The sequence below is a fragment of the Chitinophaga pollutisoli genome, assembly GCF_038396755.1.
Lineage (GTDB): Bacteria > Bacteroidota > Bacteroidia > Chitinophagales > Chitinophagaceae > Chitinophaga > Chitinophaga pollutisoli.
The window spans coordinates 2,467,667-2,482,366 of the sequence record NZ_CP149822.1; the positions used below are offsets into that span (position 1 = coordinate 2,467,667).

The following is a 14,700-nucleotide window of genomic DNA, read 5'->3' on the forward strand; positions in this document are numbered from 1 at the left end:
ATGTTAGCACTTCAAGAATTACTAACCGTTGATTCCCTTATCAGTCTGCTCACCCTCACCCTCATGGAAGTGGTGCTGGGGATCGACAACGTGATCTTCGTTTCCATCGTCATGAACCGGCTGCCGGAAGAAAAACGGCTGAAGGCGCGGCGCCTCTGGATGTTCACCGGCATCGCCGTGCGTATCGCACTGCTGCTATGCATCGGCTACATCATCCGCGCCACGCAACCGCTGTTCACCATTTTCGGCAACGCCATCAGCCTGCGCGACCTCATCATGCTGGCCGGCGGCCTCTTCCTGCTCATCAAAACCACGCTGGAAATCCACCACAAACTGGAAGGCGAGGAAGAAGAAACGCATGCCGGCGGCGGAAAAGCAGGCGCAACCCTCGCCAACGTCGTAGGGCAGATCATCCTCATCGACATGGTGTTCTCGTTCGACAGCATCATCACGGCCGTAGGCCTGGCCAAGCATGTGGAGATCATGATCATCGCGGTGATTATCGCCATGTTCATCATGTTCTCGTTCGCGCCGCGCATCAGCGCGTTCATCCACAAGCACCCCACGCTGAAAATGCTGGCGCTGTCGTTCCTCATCATGGTGGGCGGCATCCTCATCATCGAAGGCTGGAACCCCGAAGCCGTGCACGACCTTCACCTGAAGAACTACGTGTATTTCGCCATGGCGTTCTCTTTCGCGGTGGAGTTGCTGAACATGCGCGTACGCAAGCAGAAACCCGCCAAACCCGTGGAACTGCGTGGCCCGAAAGAAACCGATATCGAAGGGAAGAAATAATTCTTCCTGTATAAAACAAAAAAAGGAGCTGACCGGCATATGGTTCAGCTCCTTTTTTATGAAGCAATGTTATTATCAGGGTGCAGTCCGCCGAACTACAGACAGCATAAACTCACATACCGTTATTCACCGCCGCCAGCAGCGTACAGCCCACCAGGCCCGCCGTTTCCGTGCGCAGACGGGTGTTGCCCAGCGTAACAGCGTGATAGCCGTATTGCAGCGCCAGCTCCACCTCTTCTGAAGTGAAATCGCCTTCAGGACCAATCAGCAATAGCGCATCTTCTCCCGGGCGGGCGATCTGTAAAAGGGATTTTTTTCTCCGGGAAGACAATGCGCGATGAACCGCTGTCCTTCCGCGGCCATCAGCGATTCGAAAGGCTGGGGCGTGTGCAGTTTGGGAAGATGCCACTGCCGGGATTGGAGCATCGCCGACACGAGGATGCTTTCCAGCCGTTCCATTTTGAGGTTTTCTTTTTCGGTGCGGCGGGTGATGAGGGGAATGATTTCCGACATGCCGATTTCCGTGGCCTTTTCAAGGAACCACTCCATGCGGGAAGCGTTCTTGGTGAAGGCAATCCCTATGCGCAGGCGCGGTGCAGGCGCAGGAACGCGCTCCGTTTCCAGGATGGCCGACACACACTTCTTGCGATGGTCGTCCGTGATTTCGGCGGTGTATTTGCCACCGCGGCCGTCGGCCAGCAGTATCTTATCGCCTTTCGCTTTGCGCAATACGGTGACGCAATACTTGGAAGTAGGCTCATCCATCGTGTAGGCGGCGGCGCCGGATATCATATCACCGGCATAAAAAACGGGCAGTTCCATCCGGCAAAATTAGCTATTTCCCGCTTTCCGTTCCAGGTAACGGGTAATGTTCTGAAATCTGAAAAATAACAGGCCCGATGCCACGAACAATCCCAGCGACAATCCCCACCAGATCCCCTGTATCCCGAGCCCCAGCGGGAAGCCGAGGAGATACCCGACGGGGAGGCCGATCACCCAATAAGCGATCATCGTGATGATCGTGGGGATTTTCACATCGCCCAGTCCGCGCAATACGCCCAGTCCCACCACCTGCGTACCATCGAACAGCTGGAAGAACGCCGCAATGAGCAAAAGCCCTGACGCCATGGCGATCACTGCCGGATCGCTGATGTACAACGCGGGCAGCAGGCTGCTTCCCAATACGAATACCAACGCCGCGATCCCCATCATCACGAGCACCATGTGATAACTGGCGATGGCCGACCGGCGAAGGTCCGCCCAGTTGCCCGCCCCAAAATTATTGCCGCTGCGAATGCCCGCAGCCGCGGAAATACCACTGGCCATCATGTACGTCATCGCTGCGAGGGATATGGCGATCTGGTGCGCGGCCTGTTCTTCCGAACCCAGCCATCCCGCCATGATCACCGCTCCGCTGAAAGCGCTCACTTCAAAAATATATTGCAACGCCACCGGCGCGCCCAGCCCGGAAATCTTCTTCAGCACAACGGCCGAAATATCCCTGAAATGAAAATCCTGCAGATATTCTCTAAACCGCGGCGCCTTCAGCACGTACCACGCCATGGTAATGCCCATCAGCAACCGGTCGGTAAATGTGGCGATCCCCACACCCGCGATCCCCATCTTCGGAAACCCTAAAAACCCATACACGAGCGTAACACCGAGCACGATATTGAGAATATTCCCGATGATGCTGATGTTCATCGCCTGTCGCGTGAACCCCAATCCTTCCGCGAACTGCTTGAAAGTAAGAAACACCATGAGCGGCAGGTATGAAAACGCCAGGTACCCCAGGAACACCCGCGCTTCTTCCGCCACTTCGGGCGGCTGGCCCATGCGGTGCAGGTTAAAGCCCACAAGGATGATCAACCCGAACATCACCAGTCCCGTGATCATGTTGATGATGAGACTGTGCGCCAGCAACCGCCCGCAATACGGCCGGTTCCCACGCCCGTTTTCCTGCGCGATGAGCGGCGTCAGCCCGTAAGAAATGCCGATGCCCGTGACCATGAAAATCGTGAACAGGCTCACGCCCAGCGATACCGCCGCCAGGGGCACCTTGCCCGTATGACCAATGATGATACTGTCGCTCAACCCCACGAGGGTATGCCCCAGTTGTGAAATCACGACGGGATAGGCGAGGTGGAAATTATCCTTGTAATGATGTTGGTACTTTTTGTAAATCCGCTTCATTGTCTTTCATTAAAAAAGCCGGTCCGTTTATTTGAACGAACCGGCTCCCGATATGTTACGATGCTTCGTTTTTAGAACGGAGCATCACCGAATGCGTCGTCGTCAAAATCCATGTCGTTCATCTTCGATCCCTTCTGGATGAACACTTTCGCTTCGTCGAAACCGCCGGGGCCGCCTGGTTTTCCGGGGAAGCCCGGTCCGCCGCCCACAGGTGCGGGCGGGCCGTCCACGAAACCGTCGTCTTCAAAACGCTGGAACTCCAGGATCGCGCGGAGTTTTACGGTATCGAGCTGACCGTTACGGTGTTTCGCGATACGTACGTGCGTTTCCCCTTTGTTGGATTCGCCCATTTCATTGGTGGTGATATCGTAGTATTCCGGACGGTAAATGAACATTACCATGTCTGCATCCTGCTCGATCGCACCGGATTCACGAAGGTCGGACAGCTGGGGCATTTTATTACCGTCTTTCCGTTTTTCCACGTCTCGGGAGAGCTGGGAGAGCGCCAGTACCGGCACATGCAGTTCTTTTGCAAGCCCCTTCAGGTCGCGGGAGATCTTGGAAATCTCCTGTTCACGGTTGGTATTGCGGCCGTCGTTCGGGCCAGACATCAGCTGGAGGTAGTCGATGATGATGATGCCCACGCCGTGGTTGTGCACCAGGCGGCGGCATTTGGCGCGAAGCTCGAAGATGTTGAGACCGGGAGTATCGTCGATGAAGATCGGCGCTTTTGCGAGCCGCTCGATACCGTGGGTCATCAGTTTGCGCATTTCGTGCTCTTCCAGCTTACCACGGGTGATCTTCTCCAGCCGGATTTCGGACTCGGCTGAAAGGATACGCTGAACGATCTGCCCGCTCGACATCTCAAGGCTGAACACCGCTGCGCCCCTGGCGAATTTCGGGTGGAGGGCAGCGTTACGCGCGAGGTTGAGCGCGAAGGCCGTTTTACCCACGGCAGGACGGGCAGCCAGGATGATCAGGTCGGAAGGTTGCCAGCCGTACGTGATCTGGTCGAGGGACGGGAAGCCGGAGGGCACCCCGGTGATTTCGTCCCCTTTATTACGCAGATCCTCGATACGTTTGATGGTATTAACGAGGATCCTGTCGATGGAATCGTAGTTTTTGCGGAGGTGGTTGTTGGTAACCTCGAAGAGTTTGGATTCGGCGGCGTCGAGGAGGTCGAACACGTCGGCCGTGTCTTCGTAGGCTTCAGAAATGATTTCTCCGGAGATGCGGATCAGCTCGCGCTGGATGAATTTCTGGAGAACGATACGGGCGTGGGCTTCGATGTTGGCGGAAGAAACCACCATGTTGGTGAGCCGCGAAACAAAAAAGGGGCCGCCAACAGCTTCGAGATCGCCGCCGGATTTAAGCTCCTCTACTACGGTGAGAATATCTACCGGCATGGATTTACCGGCGAGCCGCTGCATGGCGGAAAAGAGTTTCTGGTGGGCGTCCACGTAAAAACACTCGGGTTTCAGGATCTCAATTACGGTATCGAAAGCTCCTTTTTCCAGCATCAGTGCGCCCAGAACCGCTTCTTCAAGCTCCTTGGCCTGGGGGGCACCTTTCCATACACCATCGTCGACAGGTCCACGCCGGGCTTACGGCGTGCCTTAACGTCTTTCTTCGTGAGATCCATTATAAGTGCAATACGTTATGAAAGTTAAAAATATGGTTACCGAACGGGTCCGGGCATAGCTTTGTCTTACAATTCCTGCCGGTTTCCATTCACCCATCTTTAACAAATTGTAAAATTTTTTATTGGCCGGAAGACCTAAGGTAACGGACTTTATCCATTTCCATCCCGCACGGCAGAATTATATTTATCCGACACAATTCCACCTGTTCAGGCACATCCTCCAGGCAGTTATCCACCGTTTTGAAATACTTTATCCACAAATCCAGCAAATAACACACGACAAATGTCCGATTATTCACAATTATTGTGCAAAAAGATTTTCCACATTTTCCTTGCGCAAAATTCCACTGTCACGTACAGCAGAAGTTGTTAACTTTACGCGGCGCGGCATTGCCTCCGGCGGGGAGGCAAATGTCCTGCAAATTATTGATACACACAATATTAAATCGATCCGACGTATATCGGACAGCATAATACAAGGAGCATCCAATGACAATTTCGTACAACTGGTTATGTGATTATTTGCCGGTAAAACCCGCACCGGAGGAACTTTCCGTTATTTTAACCGCCATCGGCCTGGAAGTAGAAAGCCTGGAACGTTTTGAAAGCGTAAAGGGCAGTCTCGAAGGACTGGTGATCGGGGAAGTGCTGACCGTTGAAAAGCACCCCAATGCTGACAAGCTCCGCCTTACGACCGTGAACACCGGCAACGGCGAGCCCCTCGCCATCGTGTGCGGCGCTCCCAATGTGGCCGCCGGCCAGAAAGTGGTTGTAGCACCCGTGGGCACCACCATCTATCCCGCCACTGGCGAGCCCCTCACCATGAAAAAAGCCAAAATCCGCGGAGAAGACAGTTTCGGCATGATCTGCGCGGAAGATGAAATAGGCCTCGGCTCCGGCCACGACGGCATCCTCGTGCTCGACGCCTCCCTCACTCCCGGCACACCGGCCAGGGACGTGTTCCAGCCGTACCAGGATTGGGTATACGAAATCGGCCTCACCCCCAACCACATGGACGCCATGAGCCATATGGGCGTGGCCCGCGACGTGTGCGCCTACCTGAACAACCGCGAAAACACGCAGGTGTACCAGGTGAAAAAGCCCGGCATCCACGCAGCCACGCATGCCGACAAACCGCTTCCCATCGCCGTGGAAGTAAAAAACACCGAATCCTGCCCCCGTTACTGCGGACAGAGCATCACCGGCGTAAAAGTGGGGCCCTCGCCCGCCTGGATGCAGCACCGACTGCTGGCCATCGGCGTAAGGCCCATCAATAATATCGTGGACATCACCAACTACGTGCTCCACGAAACCGGGCAGCCGCTGCACGCGTTCGACGCTTCCCGCATCAGGGGCGGCAAGATCGTCGTGGAAAACCTCCCGGCCGGCACACCTTTCATCTCGCTCGACGGTAAAGAACGCAAGCTCGACGCCGGCGACCTCATGATCTGCGACGGGGAAGACAACGGCCTTTGCATCGCCGGGGTATTCGGCGGGCTGGAGTCGGGCGTAAAAGACGACACCACCAACATCTTCCTGGAAAGCGCTTACTTCGACGCCACCAGCATCCGTAAAACTTCGGTACGCCATGGTCTTCGTACCGACGCGGCCGTTCGTTTCGAAAAAGGGCTCGACATCTCCCTGGCTCCCTTCGCCCTGGAAAGAGCCGTGGCGCTCATCAGCGAGCTGGCGCACGGAGCGCCCGCATCCGCGGTTACCGACGTGTACCCTTCTCCGAAGCAGCCCTGGCAGATTGATGTGACATATGACTATATCCGCACGCTCAGCGGCCATCAATACCCTGAAGCGCAGATCAAGAACATTCTCTGCAGCCTCGGCTTCACGATCCATGAAGAAAGCGGCAACCGCCTGCGCGTGTCGGCCCCACTGCACAAACCTGATATCACCATCCCGGCAGATATTGTGGAAGAAGTAATGCGGATCGACGGCCTCGACAATATTCCCATCCCGGCCCTCGTGAGCATGACCCCTTCCGTTCAGGCGCAGCCCGACAAGGAGCGCGTGAAGGAAAGGATCGCCGATTACCTGGCGGGGAACGGATTTTCGGAGATTTTCACCAATTCCATCACCAACAGCCAATATTACAAGCACCTCGATACGGACACGCTGGTGACCATGCTCAACAGCCTCAGCGCCGACCTCGACGTGCTGCGCCCTTCCATGCTGGAAACCGGCCTGGAGCGCATCGCCTTTAACCTGAACCGCCGGAACGAAGACCTCCTGTTTTTCGAATTCGGCAAAACATACCGCCAGGAAGCCGTAGGCCAATACGACGAAAAAGCCCACCTCAGCCTGTACCTCACCGGCCGGAAGCTCCCCGAGAACTGGATGCACAAGGAAAAACCGGTGGATTTCTACGATCTGAAAGGCTACATCGGCAATATCCTGCATATGCTCGGCCTCCAGGCCCCGCAGATGACGGTTGCCACCGCTCACGGCCTCCAGCCCGCGTTCGAGATCAGCTCCGCCGGCAAAGTGATCGCCGTGGCCGGCAGCGTGGCGCCCGCACAGCTGAAAGCTTTCGACATCAAACAACCCGTTTGGTATGCCGACTTCAACTGGGATATAATCCTGCAATTGTTGCCGACCAAAGACGCCTTCTACGAAGAGATCCCCCGATTCCCCGCCGTGCGCCGCGACCTGGCGCTGGTACTCGATAAAGGCGTGCCTTTCTCCGCCGTGGAAACCACTGCGAAATCGGTGAAAACGAACCTGTTGCAACAAATCAACCTGTTCGACGTTTTTGAAAGTGACAAACTCGGCGCCGGCAAAAAATCCTACGCCGTGAGCTTCACCTTCCAGGACAAGCAGAAAACCCTGACCGACCAGGAAACGGACGCCATCGTGAACAAACTCGTAAAAGCCTTCGAAACCCAGTTACAGGCGGAAATCCGCAAATAAAGCATGGAGATCGAACAGTACATACAAAGCATTGAGGACAAGCTGCAGCAGCTGTTCCGCAAACTGCAACTGGCGCAGGCAGATAATGCCACGCTCCGGGAGCAGCTGCAGGCACAGCAGGAAGAGCTGCTGCAGCAGCAGTCCACCATTACCGCCCTGGACGAAAAGCTCAAGCTGTCCAAAATCGCCACCGCCACGCAGGGCAATGGCTTGTCCGAAGATGAGGACGCCTTCCGCCGGGAGGTCCGCGGGAAGATCAACGATTACATCCGTGAGATCGACCGTTGCATCGCCCTCCTCAATTCATAATCGGATCGCTGAAGCGGCCGCCCGGCCTGCGCAGCGGGTAACTTCTCCCGAATTTTACGGCTTTCAGCAATGGATGTGCGAGATTCAGCACGTAGATCCATTCCAGGTTCACCGCGAGGCTGGGGTACGCCAGCACCAGTTTATCCGCCACTTTAAGGTGCGCCGAACCGAAGTCTTGTGTAGCAACCGGGATGGGAAACTGGGTCCATAGTTCCGGGAGCTCGTGATCTTCGAAATAGCGGATGCTGTCGTCGGGCACTTCCAGTGGCACCACGTAATAATGATCCGGCAGGCCCGGAGGATCGGCCAGAACGCCGGATTCCGCGACGAGCATGCCCGGGTGGGCGGCCAGGTAGCGGCAGGGAACTTCTCCCTGGTTCCACCGGGCGGAGATGCCGGTTGATTGCAAAAGTTTCCTGGAGCCGGGGGACCGGCTCAATGTGTACAACCACATACTTCGTAATATTTTATATCATGAAATTGTCCAGCCGAAGCAACTCCAGCTTTACGGATTCCACGCCGGCCAGCGATTCCATCAATTGCAGCGGCACGAGGCCGCCCAGGCTTCGCCGGGGTGCGCGCAGCCAGGCGTGGAACGCTTCCCGTTCACGGAAAATATGATAACCCAGGCTAAATACGTCCGCAATCGCGATCAACCGCTCACTGATACCCCGGTTCAGCAAATCCCGCCCTTTTTTCAGGTGCAGCGCCCGGTTGGTTACCGCCAACATAGCGCTTAACGTATCGTAGTCGAGCTCAAAAACCTCTTTCAGCCGCGTCAGCTGCTCTTTCGTAATCCCATGCTTTCCCAGGTCGATCTTCTTCGTAAAAAGCACTGACCGCAACTCCAGCACGTCCTCATACGTCATCAGCTGCAATTCCACTTCATGCGCCGCGCCTTCCGGCCTTTCCGTTTTCCGCGGCCTGCCGCGCCGACGCTTTTCTGGTGTATTGTCCATTCGAAGATAAGTGAAAAATGTTGATAAAATACTTTACAACTGAATTAATTCACTCAGGGACAAAATATTGAAAATGAATGCGTCAAACTGAAAACATTGATATCAATATGATATTCCCGTGAACCAATTATGAATATTTTCACTCATAATAATCATTCACGGGATACGGAAAATTATTCGGGCGGATTTTCAGGCGTAATATTGAAACGGAAATTCTCAAAATGGGTGCGGTCTCCCCGCTTTTGCTATTTTTGTCGAAACACGAACCATGGAACCGCAACTGATACCTGTCAATATAGTAGTAGCCGACCGCACCTATCGCATTAAAATCCGGAAAGACGAGGAAGAGGATGTGAGAAGGGTCATGAAGGAAGTAAACGAGAAGATCGTGGAGTTCAAGGCGGCCTACGCCGGGAAAGACATCCAGGACTATATCGCCATGGCGCTCATTATGTATGCCACCCATCCGGCCACTACCGGCGGGAAAGCCCAGGCCAATATCACTCCCTTTTTACGAGAGAAACTGCAACATCTTGACAATCTGCTGGATGAACAGCTGAAATAAGAACCGCCACCACGGCGCAGGCGCAAATTATTCATTATCACGCCCGATGATGCTTTCCTGACAATTTTTACTTATTTTCGCGGGTCGGGTGGGGCCGTTTGGAAATAACGGGCCTTAACCGTATTTTAATATGCCTAAACAATACTTTTATTAAACAAAACAGAATATGGAATCCATAATGGTGATAGTAGTCGGCGTTGTCGCTCTGGCTATTGGAATAATACTAGGAAAACTGATTTTCGCAAAAAACACCCACATAAAGATCCAGGAAGCAGAAGAGAAAGCCAACCGAATCGTAGAAGAAGGAAAACTGACTGCCGAGAACATCAAGAAAGACAAATTACTCGAAGCCAAGGAAAAATACCTGCAAATGAAGTCGGAGCATGAGAAAGAAGTCATGCAACGCAACCAGAAAATCTCCGAATCCGAAAACCGCATCAAACAGAAAGAGCAGAGCCTGAACCAGAAGAATGAGCAGATGCAGAAGCAGGTGACCGAAAACGAAGCTATCAAGGAAAATCTCGCCCGCCAGATCGAATTGGTTAACATTAAACGCTCAGAGCTGGAGAAACACCAGGAAGAACATATCCGCCGTCTCGAGAAAGTAGCCGGCCTCACCGCGGAAGAAGCCCGCAACCAGCTGGTGGAATCTCTGAAAGAAGAAGCCCGCACACAAGCCCTGAGCCACATCCAGGAAATCATCGAAGACGCGAAGACGAAAGCCAATAAAGAAGCCAAGAAAATCATTATCCAGTCGATCCAGCGTACCGCCGCCGAGCAAACCATCGAGAACGCCATTACCGTGTTCAACCTGGAAAGCGACGAAATCAAAGGGCAGATCATCGGTCGTGAAGGCCGTAACATCCGCGCCATTGAAGCAGCTACCGGTGTAGACCTGATTGTGGACGATACCCCCGAGGCCATCGTACTCTCCTCCTTCGACCCGCTCCGCCGCGAAATCGCCCGCCTCAGCCTCCAGCGCCTCGTGCAGGATGGCCGTATCCACCCCGCCCGCATCGAGGAAGTGGTGGAAAAAACCAAGCGCCAGCTGGAAGAACAGGTAATGGAAATCGGCGAGCGCACCGTGATCGAACTGGGTGTCCACGGCCTTCACAAAGAACTCGTTCGCATGGTAGGTAAAATGCGTTTCCGCTCTTCCTACGGCCAGAACCTCCTCATGCACTCCAAGGAAACCGCTAACCTCTGCGCCGTGATGGCAGCCGAACTGGGCCTCAACCCCAAACTCGCCAAACGCGCCGGTCTCCTCCATGATATCGGTAAAGTTCCCGATGAAGAATCCGAACTGAGCCACGCCCTCCTCGGCGCCAAACTCGCTGAGAAATACGGCGAACACCCCGCCATCGTGAACGCTATCGGCGCCCACCACGACGAAATGGAAATGTCTTACGTGATCTCCCCCATCGTGCAGGCCTGCGACGCCATCTCCGGCGCCCGCCCCGGTGCCCGCCGCGAGATCATGCAGAGCTACCTTCAACGTATCAAAGACCTCGAAAACCTTGCTATGGGTTACGACGGTGTGGAGAAAGCCTACGCCATCCAGGCAGGTCGCGAACTGCGCGTGATTGTTGAAAGCGAAAAAGTAACCGACAACGATGCAGACCGCCTCAGCTTCGAGATCGCCAACAAGATCCAGAACGATATGCAATATCCCGGTCAGATCAAAGTAACCGTGATCCGCGAACGCCGCGCCGTAAACGTCGCCCGCTAATCCGGATATGACAGATACTCAAAAAGCCGCCTGTACGGGCGGCTTTTTTCATTTGCAAGAAATACATATTTATGTGATAGTCTCGCAATACCAATAATCCGATATTGCGATAGCATTCATGGAAACCACTCGTGCAACCAGTTCCATAAATCCAGAACGAAATAACCAAATCCACTGACAAATGAGATACCCCGCAGTGTTGCAATAATTGTTAACTGATCTTATCTCCCAATGCATGCCCAGAAACCGGTATGCCGTAGTGTAACGCTTCCGTTACAACACTATCATCATCAAAATTAGACCTGCGCCGTTACAGGACGGCAGGAATTTTCCCTGCATTCGCGTCGGGAACTCCCGTTTTTTACGGGCCTCAGCATCCATGTATCCGGGAAGCTGGCGCTACGCTGGCAACGCTTTTACTCATCAATACATATAACATGAAAAGAAGTATCCTTTTCCTGGGGGCCTGCATGCTCCTCGGGCTCGGCATTACTACCGCCATCCAGGCCAGCAGCCAGCGGTTTATCAAAGTGTGCTGCGACCAGAACCGCGGCATCTGCCAGCGTATCAACCATGAAATCGTACTGTACGGACCCTCCGCGTATCAGTTCGATCAATGTCCCTGATCCAAAGATTTTTTTCACCCAAAAACCCAAATCCATGAAACGTTCCATCGTTTTCCTCGGGCTCAGCCTGATGGTGGCCGCCGGTATTTCGGTTGCCCCGAAAGCCCAAAGCGCGACCAAAGCAGCCAGAACCATCTGCTGCGACTATTCCACTACCCGCTGCGCCATCGGCCCCGGCGGCTCCTGGGTCTACGGCCCCCGCGTATCCGATATCAGCGATTGCTGGTGATCGGGTAACAGTAACGGCGCTTTGCACGGGCGCCGCCTGAATGCTCCGGCGAAAGCCGGTTTTCCATCACTGGGCCGGTGCGATTGCATCGGCCCATTCATTCCTCCCCCACAATGAAAAAATTGCTTTCAGGATTCATCTTCCTCATCCTGGCCGCTACAGGCCTGTTCTTTGCACTCATCTCCCGGTCCGACAAACCGGGCAGTACCCGTACTGCCGTCCCGCGGATATACGAAGGGCTTTCGGCAACGCCTGCCTGTACCCTGCACACCGCTGGCGGCATCCATGTTTTAGCTGCTTACGATGGCAAAGTGTATCATCTCGACCAGAAGGCCGGCGTGTTGCACAGGACCGATATGCCGTCCGGCCGGACCGACACCGCCTGCATTCCCGGAAAATATTTCGCTGAAATCCCCGCGTCGCTGCAGGTCGATTCCACTGGCATCTACGTATATCCGGCCAACCAGCAAAAGATCTACATCTTCCCGCATAACGGCGGCGCCCCCGATTCCGTGTCGGCCCGTTCGTTGAATTACTCGCGCGGCGCCCGCCTGCCAGACGGCAGTTATTACATCCACCGGTACGACGCTTCCAGCAAAAAATCCTCCCTCCGGCAGGTGGATTACCAGCATACCGGGGCTGACACTAAACTGCTGTACGAATTCCCACATACAGATGACGGCGGCCTCGCGTCCGACGGACAATTGATTTTAGCCGCCGGTGAATGGCCGGTTATCTACCTCCAGAACCATAACGCGGATGTAGTGGTTTGCGGGCAGGATGGCGGATACCAGATCTTCCAGACGATCGACCGGACGCCGGCGGAGAACTCGGTCGTGAAGGCCCCTGATGGTTCCTGGAGCATTTCCAGCAAGATGCTTTTTGTGAATATGGATGCGGCTTCCGACGGGAAGTTCCTGTATGTGCTGTCCCGCGCGGTATCCCATCACCAGCCCACTACGGCGCCGGAAGTGGACCTGTACCGGTTGCCCGGGGGCGAATATGCCGGCAGTTTCCGCCTTCCCGCCATGGAAAAATCCGGCGTGCGGCATATTGCAGTCGGTGACGGCTTACTGTATGCTTCCTATCAACATCATATCGTCGCTTATCAACTACAATTCCCATGAGAAATACCATCCTGCAGATCATCTGCTTCCTGTTATGCACGCTGTTCTTTTACGCGGCCGCCGCCAAGGCGCTGGACTTCGGGCAGTTTGTGGCCGACATCGCCAAATCGCCGCTCCTGGCCAACATTCCTCCGGCTGTAACCGGCGGGCTGACCATCGGCACGGAAGTAGCAGCGGCGCTCCTGGTGGCGCTGCCGCGGACCCGCAAGGCGGGTTTGTTCCTGTCCACGTTTCTTATGCTTTGTTTTTCCCTTTACATGGGCATTTTATATTTCTTTTATACGAACATCCCCTGTTCCTGCGGGGGCATCCTCGGCCAGATGGGCTATCCCGCCCATATTGTGTTCAACATCGCTTTCACCCTTCTGGCATTTACGGGTATACTTCTACAACATTTTTCCCTATCTTACCCTTCCACAAAAACTACAGGTGCATGAAAACAAAATTGATGACGCTGGCTGCCATCACCCTCCTTTCCGCGGGTACCGCTTTTGGGCAGAAAGCTCAGAAACTCTTCAACGGAAAGAACCTCGATGGCTGGAAGATCCACGGAACGGAAAAATGGTATGTAGAAAAAGGTGAACTCATCTGCGAAAGCGGTCCGGATAAAGCATACGGCTATCTCGCCACTGATAAGACTTTCAAAGACTTCGAACTGACGGTGGATTTCAAGCAGGAAGCCGACGGCAACAGCGGCATCTTCTTCCACTCTTCCCTCGAAGGCACCAAAATCGCTGGCTGGCAGGCGGAAGTAGCGCCTCCGGGCCACAACAGCGGCGGCATTTACGAATCTTATGGCCGCGGCTGGCTCATCAAACCGGCGGCTGATAAGGATAAAGCGCTGAAAATGGGTGAATGGAACACGATGAAGATCGTGGTGAAAGGCGACCAGGTAACCACCTGGCTGAACGGCGTGGAAATGATCACCCTTAACGACGCGAAAATCGGCGCCAAAGGCGGCCAGATCGCCCTGCAGATCCACGATGGCGGCGGTATCAAGGTGCGTTGGAAAAACATTAAGGTAAAGGAGCTGAAAAGCTAAGCTTTCCCTTGGAAAATAACAAAGCGGCCGCTCCTCCGGGAGCGGCCGCTCTTTTTTTGGGGTAACGGCAATACAGTATTATTCTCCCAACCATTTACGGAAATCCGGGGCGCGAAGGCGGCTCACGATCACGTCTTCCTCCAGCGCGGGCTTCACCTGCACTTTGAGCTTGCCGTTGAACCAGGCCTGCACCTTGAGGATGCTGCGGTAATGCACGATGCATTGGCGGTTGAGGCGAAAAAAATCATGGGGGTCCAGCTCATTGGCGATGTCGTCGAGGCTTTTGTCGATGAAATGATCCGTGTTCTGGTGGGTGCGGATACAGGCCATCCGGTCGCGGATGTAGAAGAAGGCGATGTCCTGGATAGCTACGGAAATGAGGCGGGTGCCGCTGCGCACGAGGTAGCGCTGTACGGTTTGCGTGTTGCGGAGGCTCGACAGCAGGCGGTCGACCTGGCTGTTGAACTGCAGGATTTCCACGTCGGGGTCAATCGTGGCGATCATTTCTCTCAGCTTTTGCGCTGCAATGGCTTCGGTTTCGTTGATGAGTATTTTCATGATG

15 protein-coding genes and 1 pseudogene are annotated in these 14,700 nt (G+C 54.6%); 10 read left to right on the forward strand and 6 right to left on the reverse strand.

Annotation, left to right across the window (positions count from 1 at the left end):
* On the forward strand, positions 1-795 hold the full coding sequence (locus WJU16_RS09985; RefSeq protein WP_341838172.1) for a TerC family protein: 795 nt from the start codon (positions 1-3) through the stop codon (positions 793-795).
* Between the two features lie 112 nt (positions 796-907).
* Here the strand turns inward: WJU16_RS09985 and WJU16_RS09995 are convergent.
* From WJU16_RS09995 to dnaB, 3 genes and pseudogenes are all read right to left on the reverse strand, one after another.
* Positions 908-1,617 (reverse strand): annotated as a pseudogene (locus tag WJU16_RS09995) (RsmE family RNA methyltransferase).
* Positions 1,618-1,626: 9 nt separating this feature from the next.
* A complete protein-coding gene (locus tag WJU16_RS10000) occupies positions 1,627-2,988 on the reverse strand; it encodes an MATE family efflux transporter (protein ID WP_341838175.1) in 1,362 nt (453 codons plus the stop codon).
* A 71-nt stretch (positions 2,989-3,059) separates the two neighbouring features.
* Positions 3,060-4,508, reverse strand: a complete 1,449-nt coding sequence (gene dnaB, locus WJU16_RS10005; protein WP_341838176.1) for a replicative DNA helicase — start codon at positions 4,506-4,508, stop codon at positions 3,060-3,062.
* Between the two features lie 611 nt (positions 4,509-5,119).
* On the opposite strand from dnaB, the gene pheT reads away from it, so the two are divergent.
* Together pheT and WJU16_RS10015 are read left to right on the forward strand one after the other, a co-directional pair.
* Positions 5,120-7,552 carry a phenylalanine--tRNA ligase subunit beta gene (pheT, locus tag WJU16_RS10010; protein ID WP_341838177.1) on the forward strand — a complete coding sequence of 811 codons (2,433 nt, stop codon included), beginning with the start codon at positions 5,120-5,122 and terminating at the stop codon, positions 7,550-7,552.
* Positions 7,553-7,555: 3 nt separating this feature from the next.
* Positions 7,556-7,861 carry a hypothetical protein gene (locus WJU16_RS10015; RefSeq protein WP_341838178.1) on the forward strand — a complete coding sequence of 102 codons (306 nt, stop codon included), beginning with the start codon at positions 7,556-7,558 and terminating at the stop codon, positions 7,859-7,861.
* Here the strand turns inward: WJU16_RS10015 and WJU16_RS10020 are convergent.
* Both WJU16_RS10020 and WJU16_RS10025 read right to left on the reverse strand, forming a co-directional pair.
* Positions 7,851-8,315, reverse strand: coding sequence for an RES family NAD+ phosphorylase (locus WJU16_RS10020; RefSeq protein ID WP_341838179.1), 465 nt, complete (start codon positions 8,313-8,315; stop codon positions 7,851-7,853). The two genes, WJU16_RS10015 and WJU16_RS10020, sit on opposite strands and share 11 nt — an antisense overlap.
* A 13-nt stretch (positions 8,316-8,328) precedes the next feature.
* Positions 8,329-8,820, reverse strand: a complete 492-nt coding sequence (locus WJU16_RS10025) for an MbcA/ParS/Xre antitoxin family protein (RefSeq protein WP_341838180.1) — start codon at positions 8,818-8,820, stop codon at positions 8,329-8,331.
* A gap of 268 nt (positions 8,821-9,088) precedes the next feature.
* Here WJU16_RS10025 and WJU16_RS10030 point away from each other — a divergent pair, with 268 nt between their 5' ends.
* From WJU16_RS10030 to WJU16_RS10060, 7 genes are all read left to right on the forward strand, one after another.
* Positions 9,089-9,385, forward strand: a complete 297-nt coding sequence (locus WJU16_RS10030; protein WP_109694506.1) for a cell division protein ZapA — start codon at positions 9,089-9,091, stop codon at positions 9,383-9,385.
* Between the two features lie 166 nt (positions 9,386-9,551).
* Positions 9,552-11,114 (forward strand): ribonuclease Y, encoded by a 1,563-nt coding sequence (rny, locus tag WJU16_RS10035; RefSeq protein ID WP_341838181.1) that lies wholly within the window; start codon positions 9,552-9,554, stop codon positions 11,112-11,114.
* 437 nt (positions 11,115-11,551) lie between these two features.
* Entirely contained in the window at positions 11,552-11,740 is a 189-nt protein-coding gene (locus WJU16_RS10040; protein WP_341838182.1) for a hypothetical protein, read from the forward strand.
* Positions 11,741-11,774: 34 nt separating this feature from the next.
* The gene (locus WJU16_RS10045; protein WP_341838183.1) at positions 11,775-11,969 is read left to right on the forward strand and encodes a hypothetical protein; all 195 of its coding nucleotides are present in this window, start codon (positions 11,775-11,777) and stop codon (positions 11,967-11,969) included.
* Positions 11,970-12,082: 113 nt separating this feature from the next.
* On the forward strand, positions 12,083-13,096 hold the full coding sequence (locus WJU16_RS10050) for a hypothetical protein (RefSeq protein WP_341838184.1): 1,014 nt from the start codon (positions 12,083-12,085) through the stop codon (positions 13,094-13,096).
* On the forward strand, positions 13,093-13,533 hold the full coding sequence (locus WJU16_RS10055) for a MauE/DoxX family redox-associated membrane protein (protein WP_341838185.1): 441 nt from the start codon (positions 13,093-13,095) through the stop codon (positions 13,531-13,533). Before WJU16_RS10050 ends, WJU16_RS10055 begins: the two co-directional genes overlap by 4 nt.
* Positions 13,530-14,138, forward strand: coding sequence for a DUF1080 domain-containing protein (locus WJU16_RS10060; protein WP_341838186.1), 609 nt, complete (start codon positions 13,530-13,532; stop codon positions 14,136-14,138). Before WJU16_RS10055 ends, WJU16_RS10060 begins: the two co-directional genes overlap by 4 nt.
* 78 nt (positions 14,139-14,216) lie before the next feature.
* Here WJU16_RS10060 and WJU16_RS10065 read toward each other — a convergent pair whose 3' ends face one another.
* Positions 14,217-14,696 carry a LytTR family DNA-binding domain-containing protein gene (locus WJU16_RS10065; protein ID WP_341838187.1) on the reverse strand — a complete coding sequence of 160 codons (480 nt, stop codon included), beginning with the start codon at positions 14,694-14,696 and terminating at the stop codon, positions 14,217-14,219.
* Positions 14,697-14,700 lie beyond the last annotated feature (4 nt).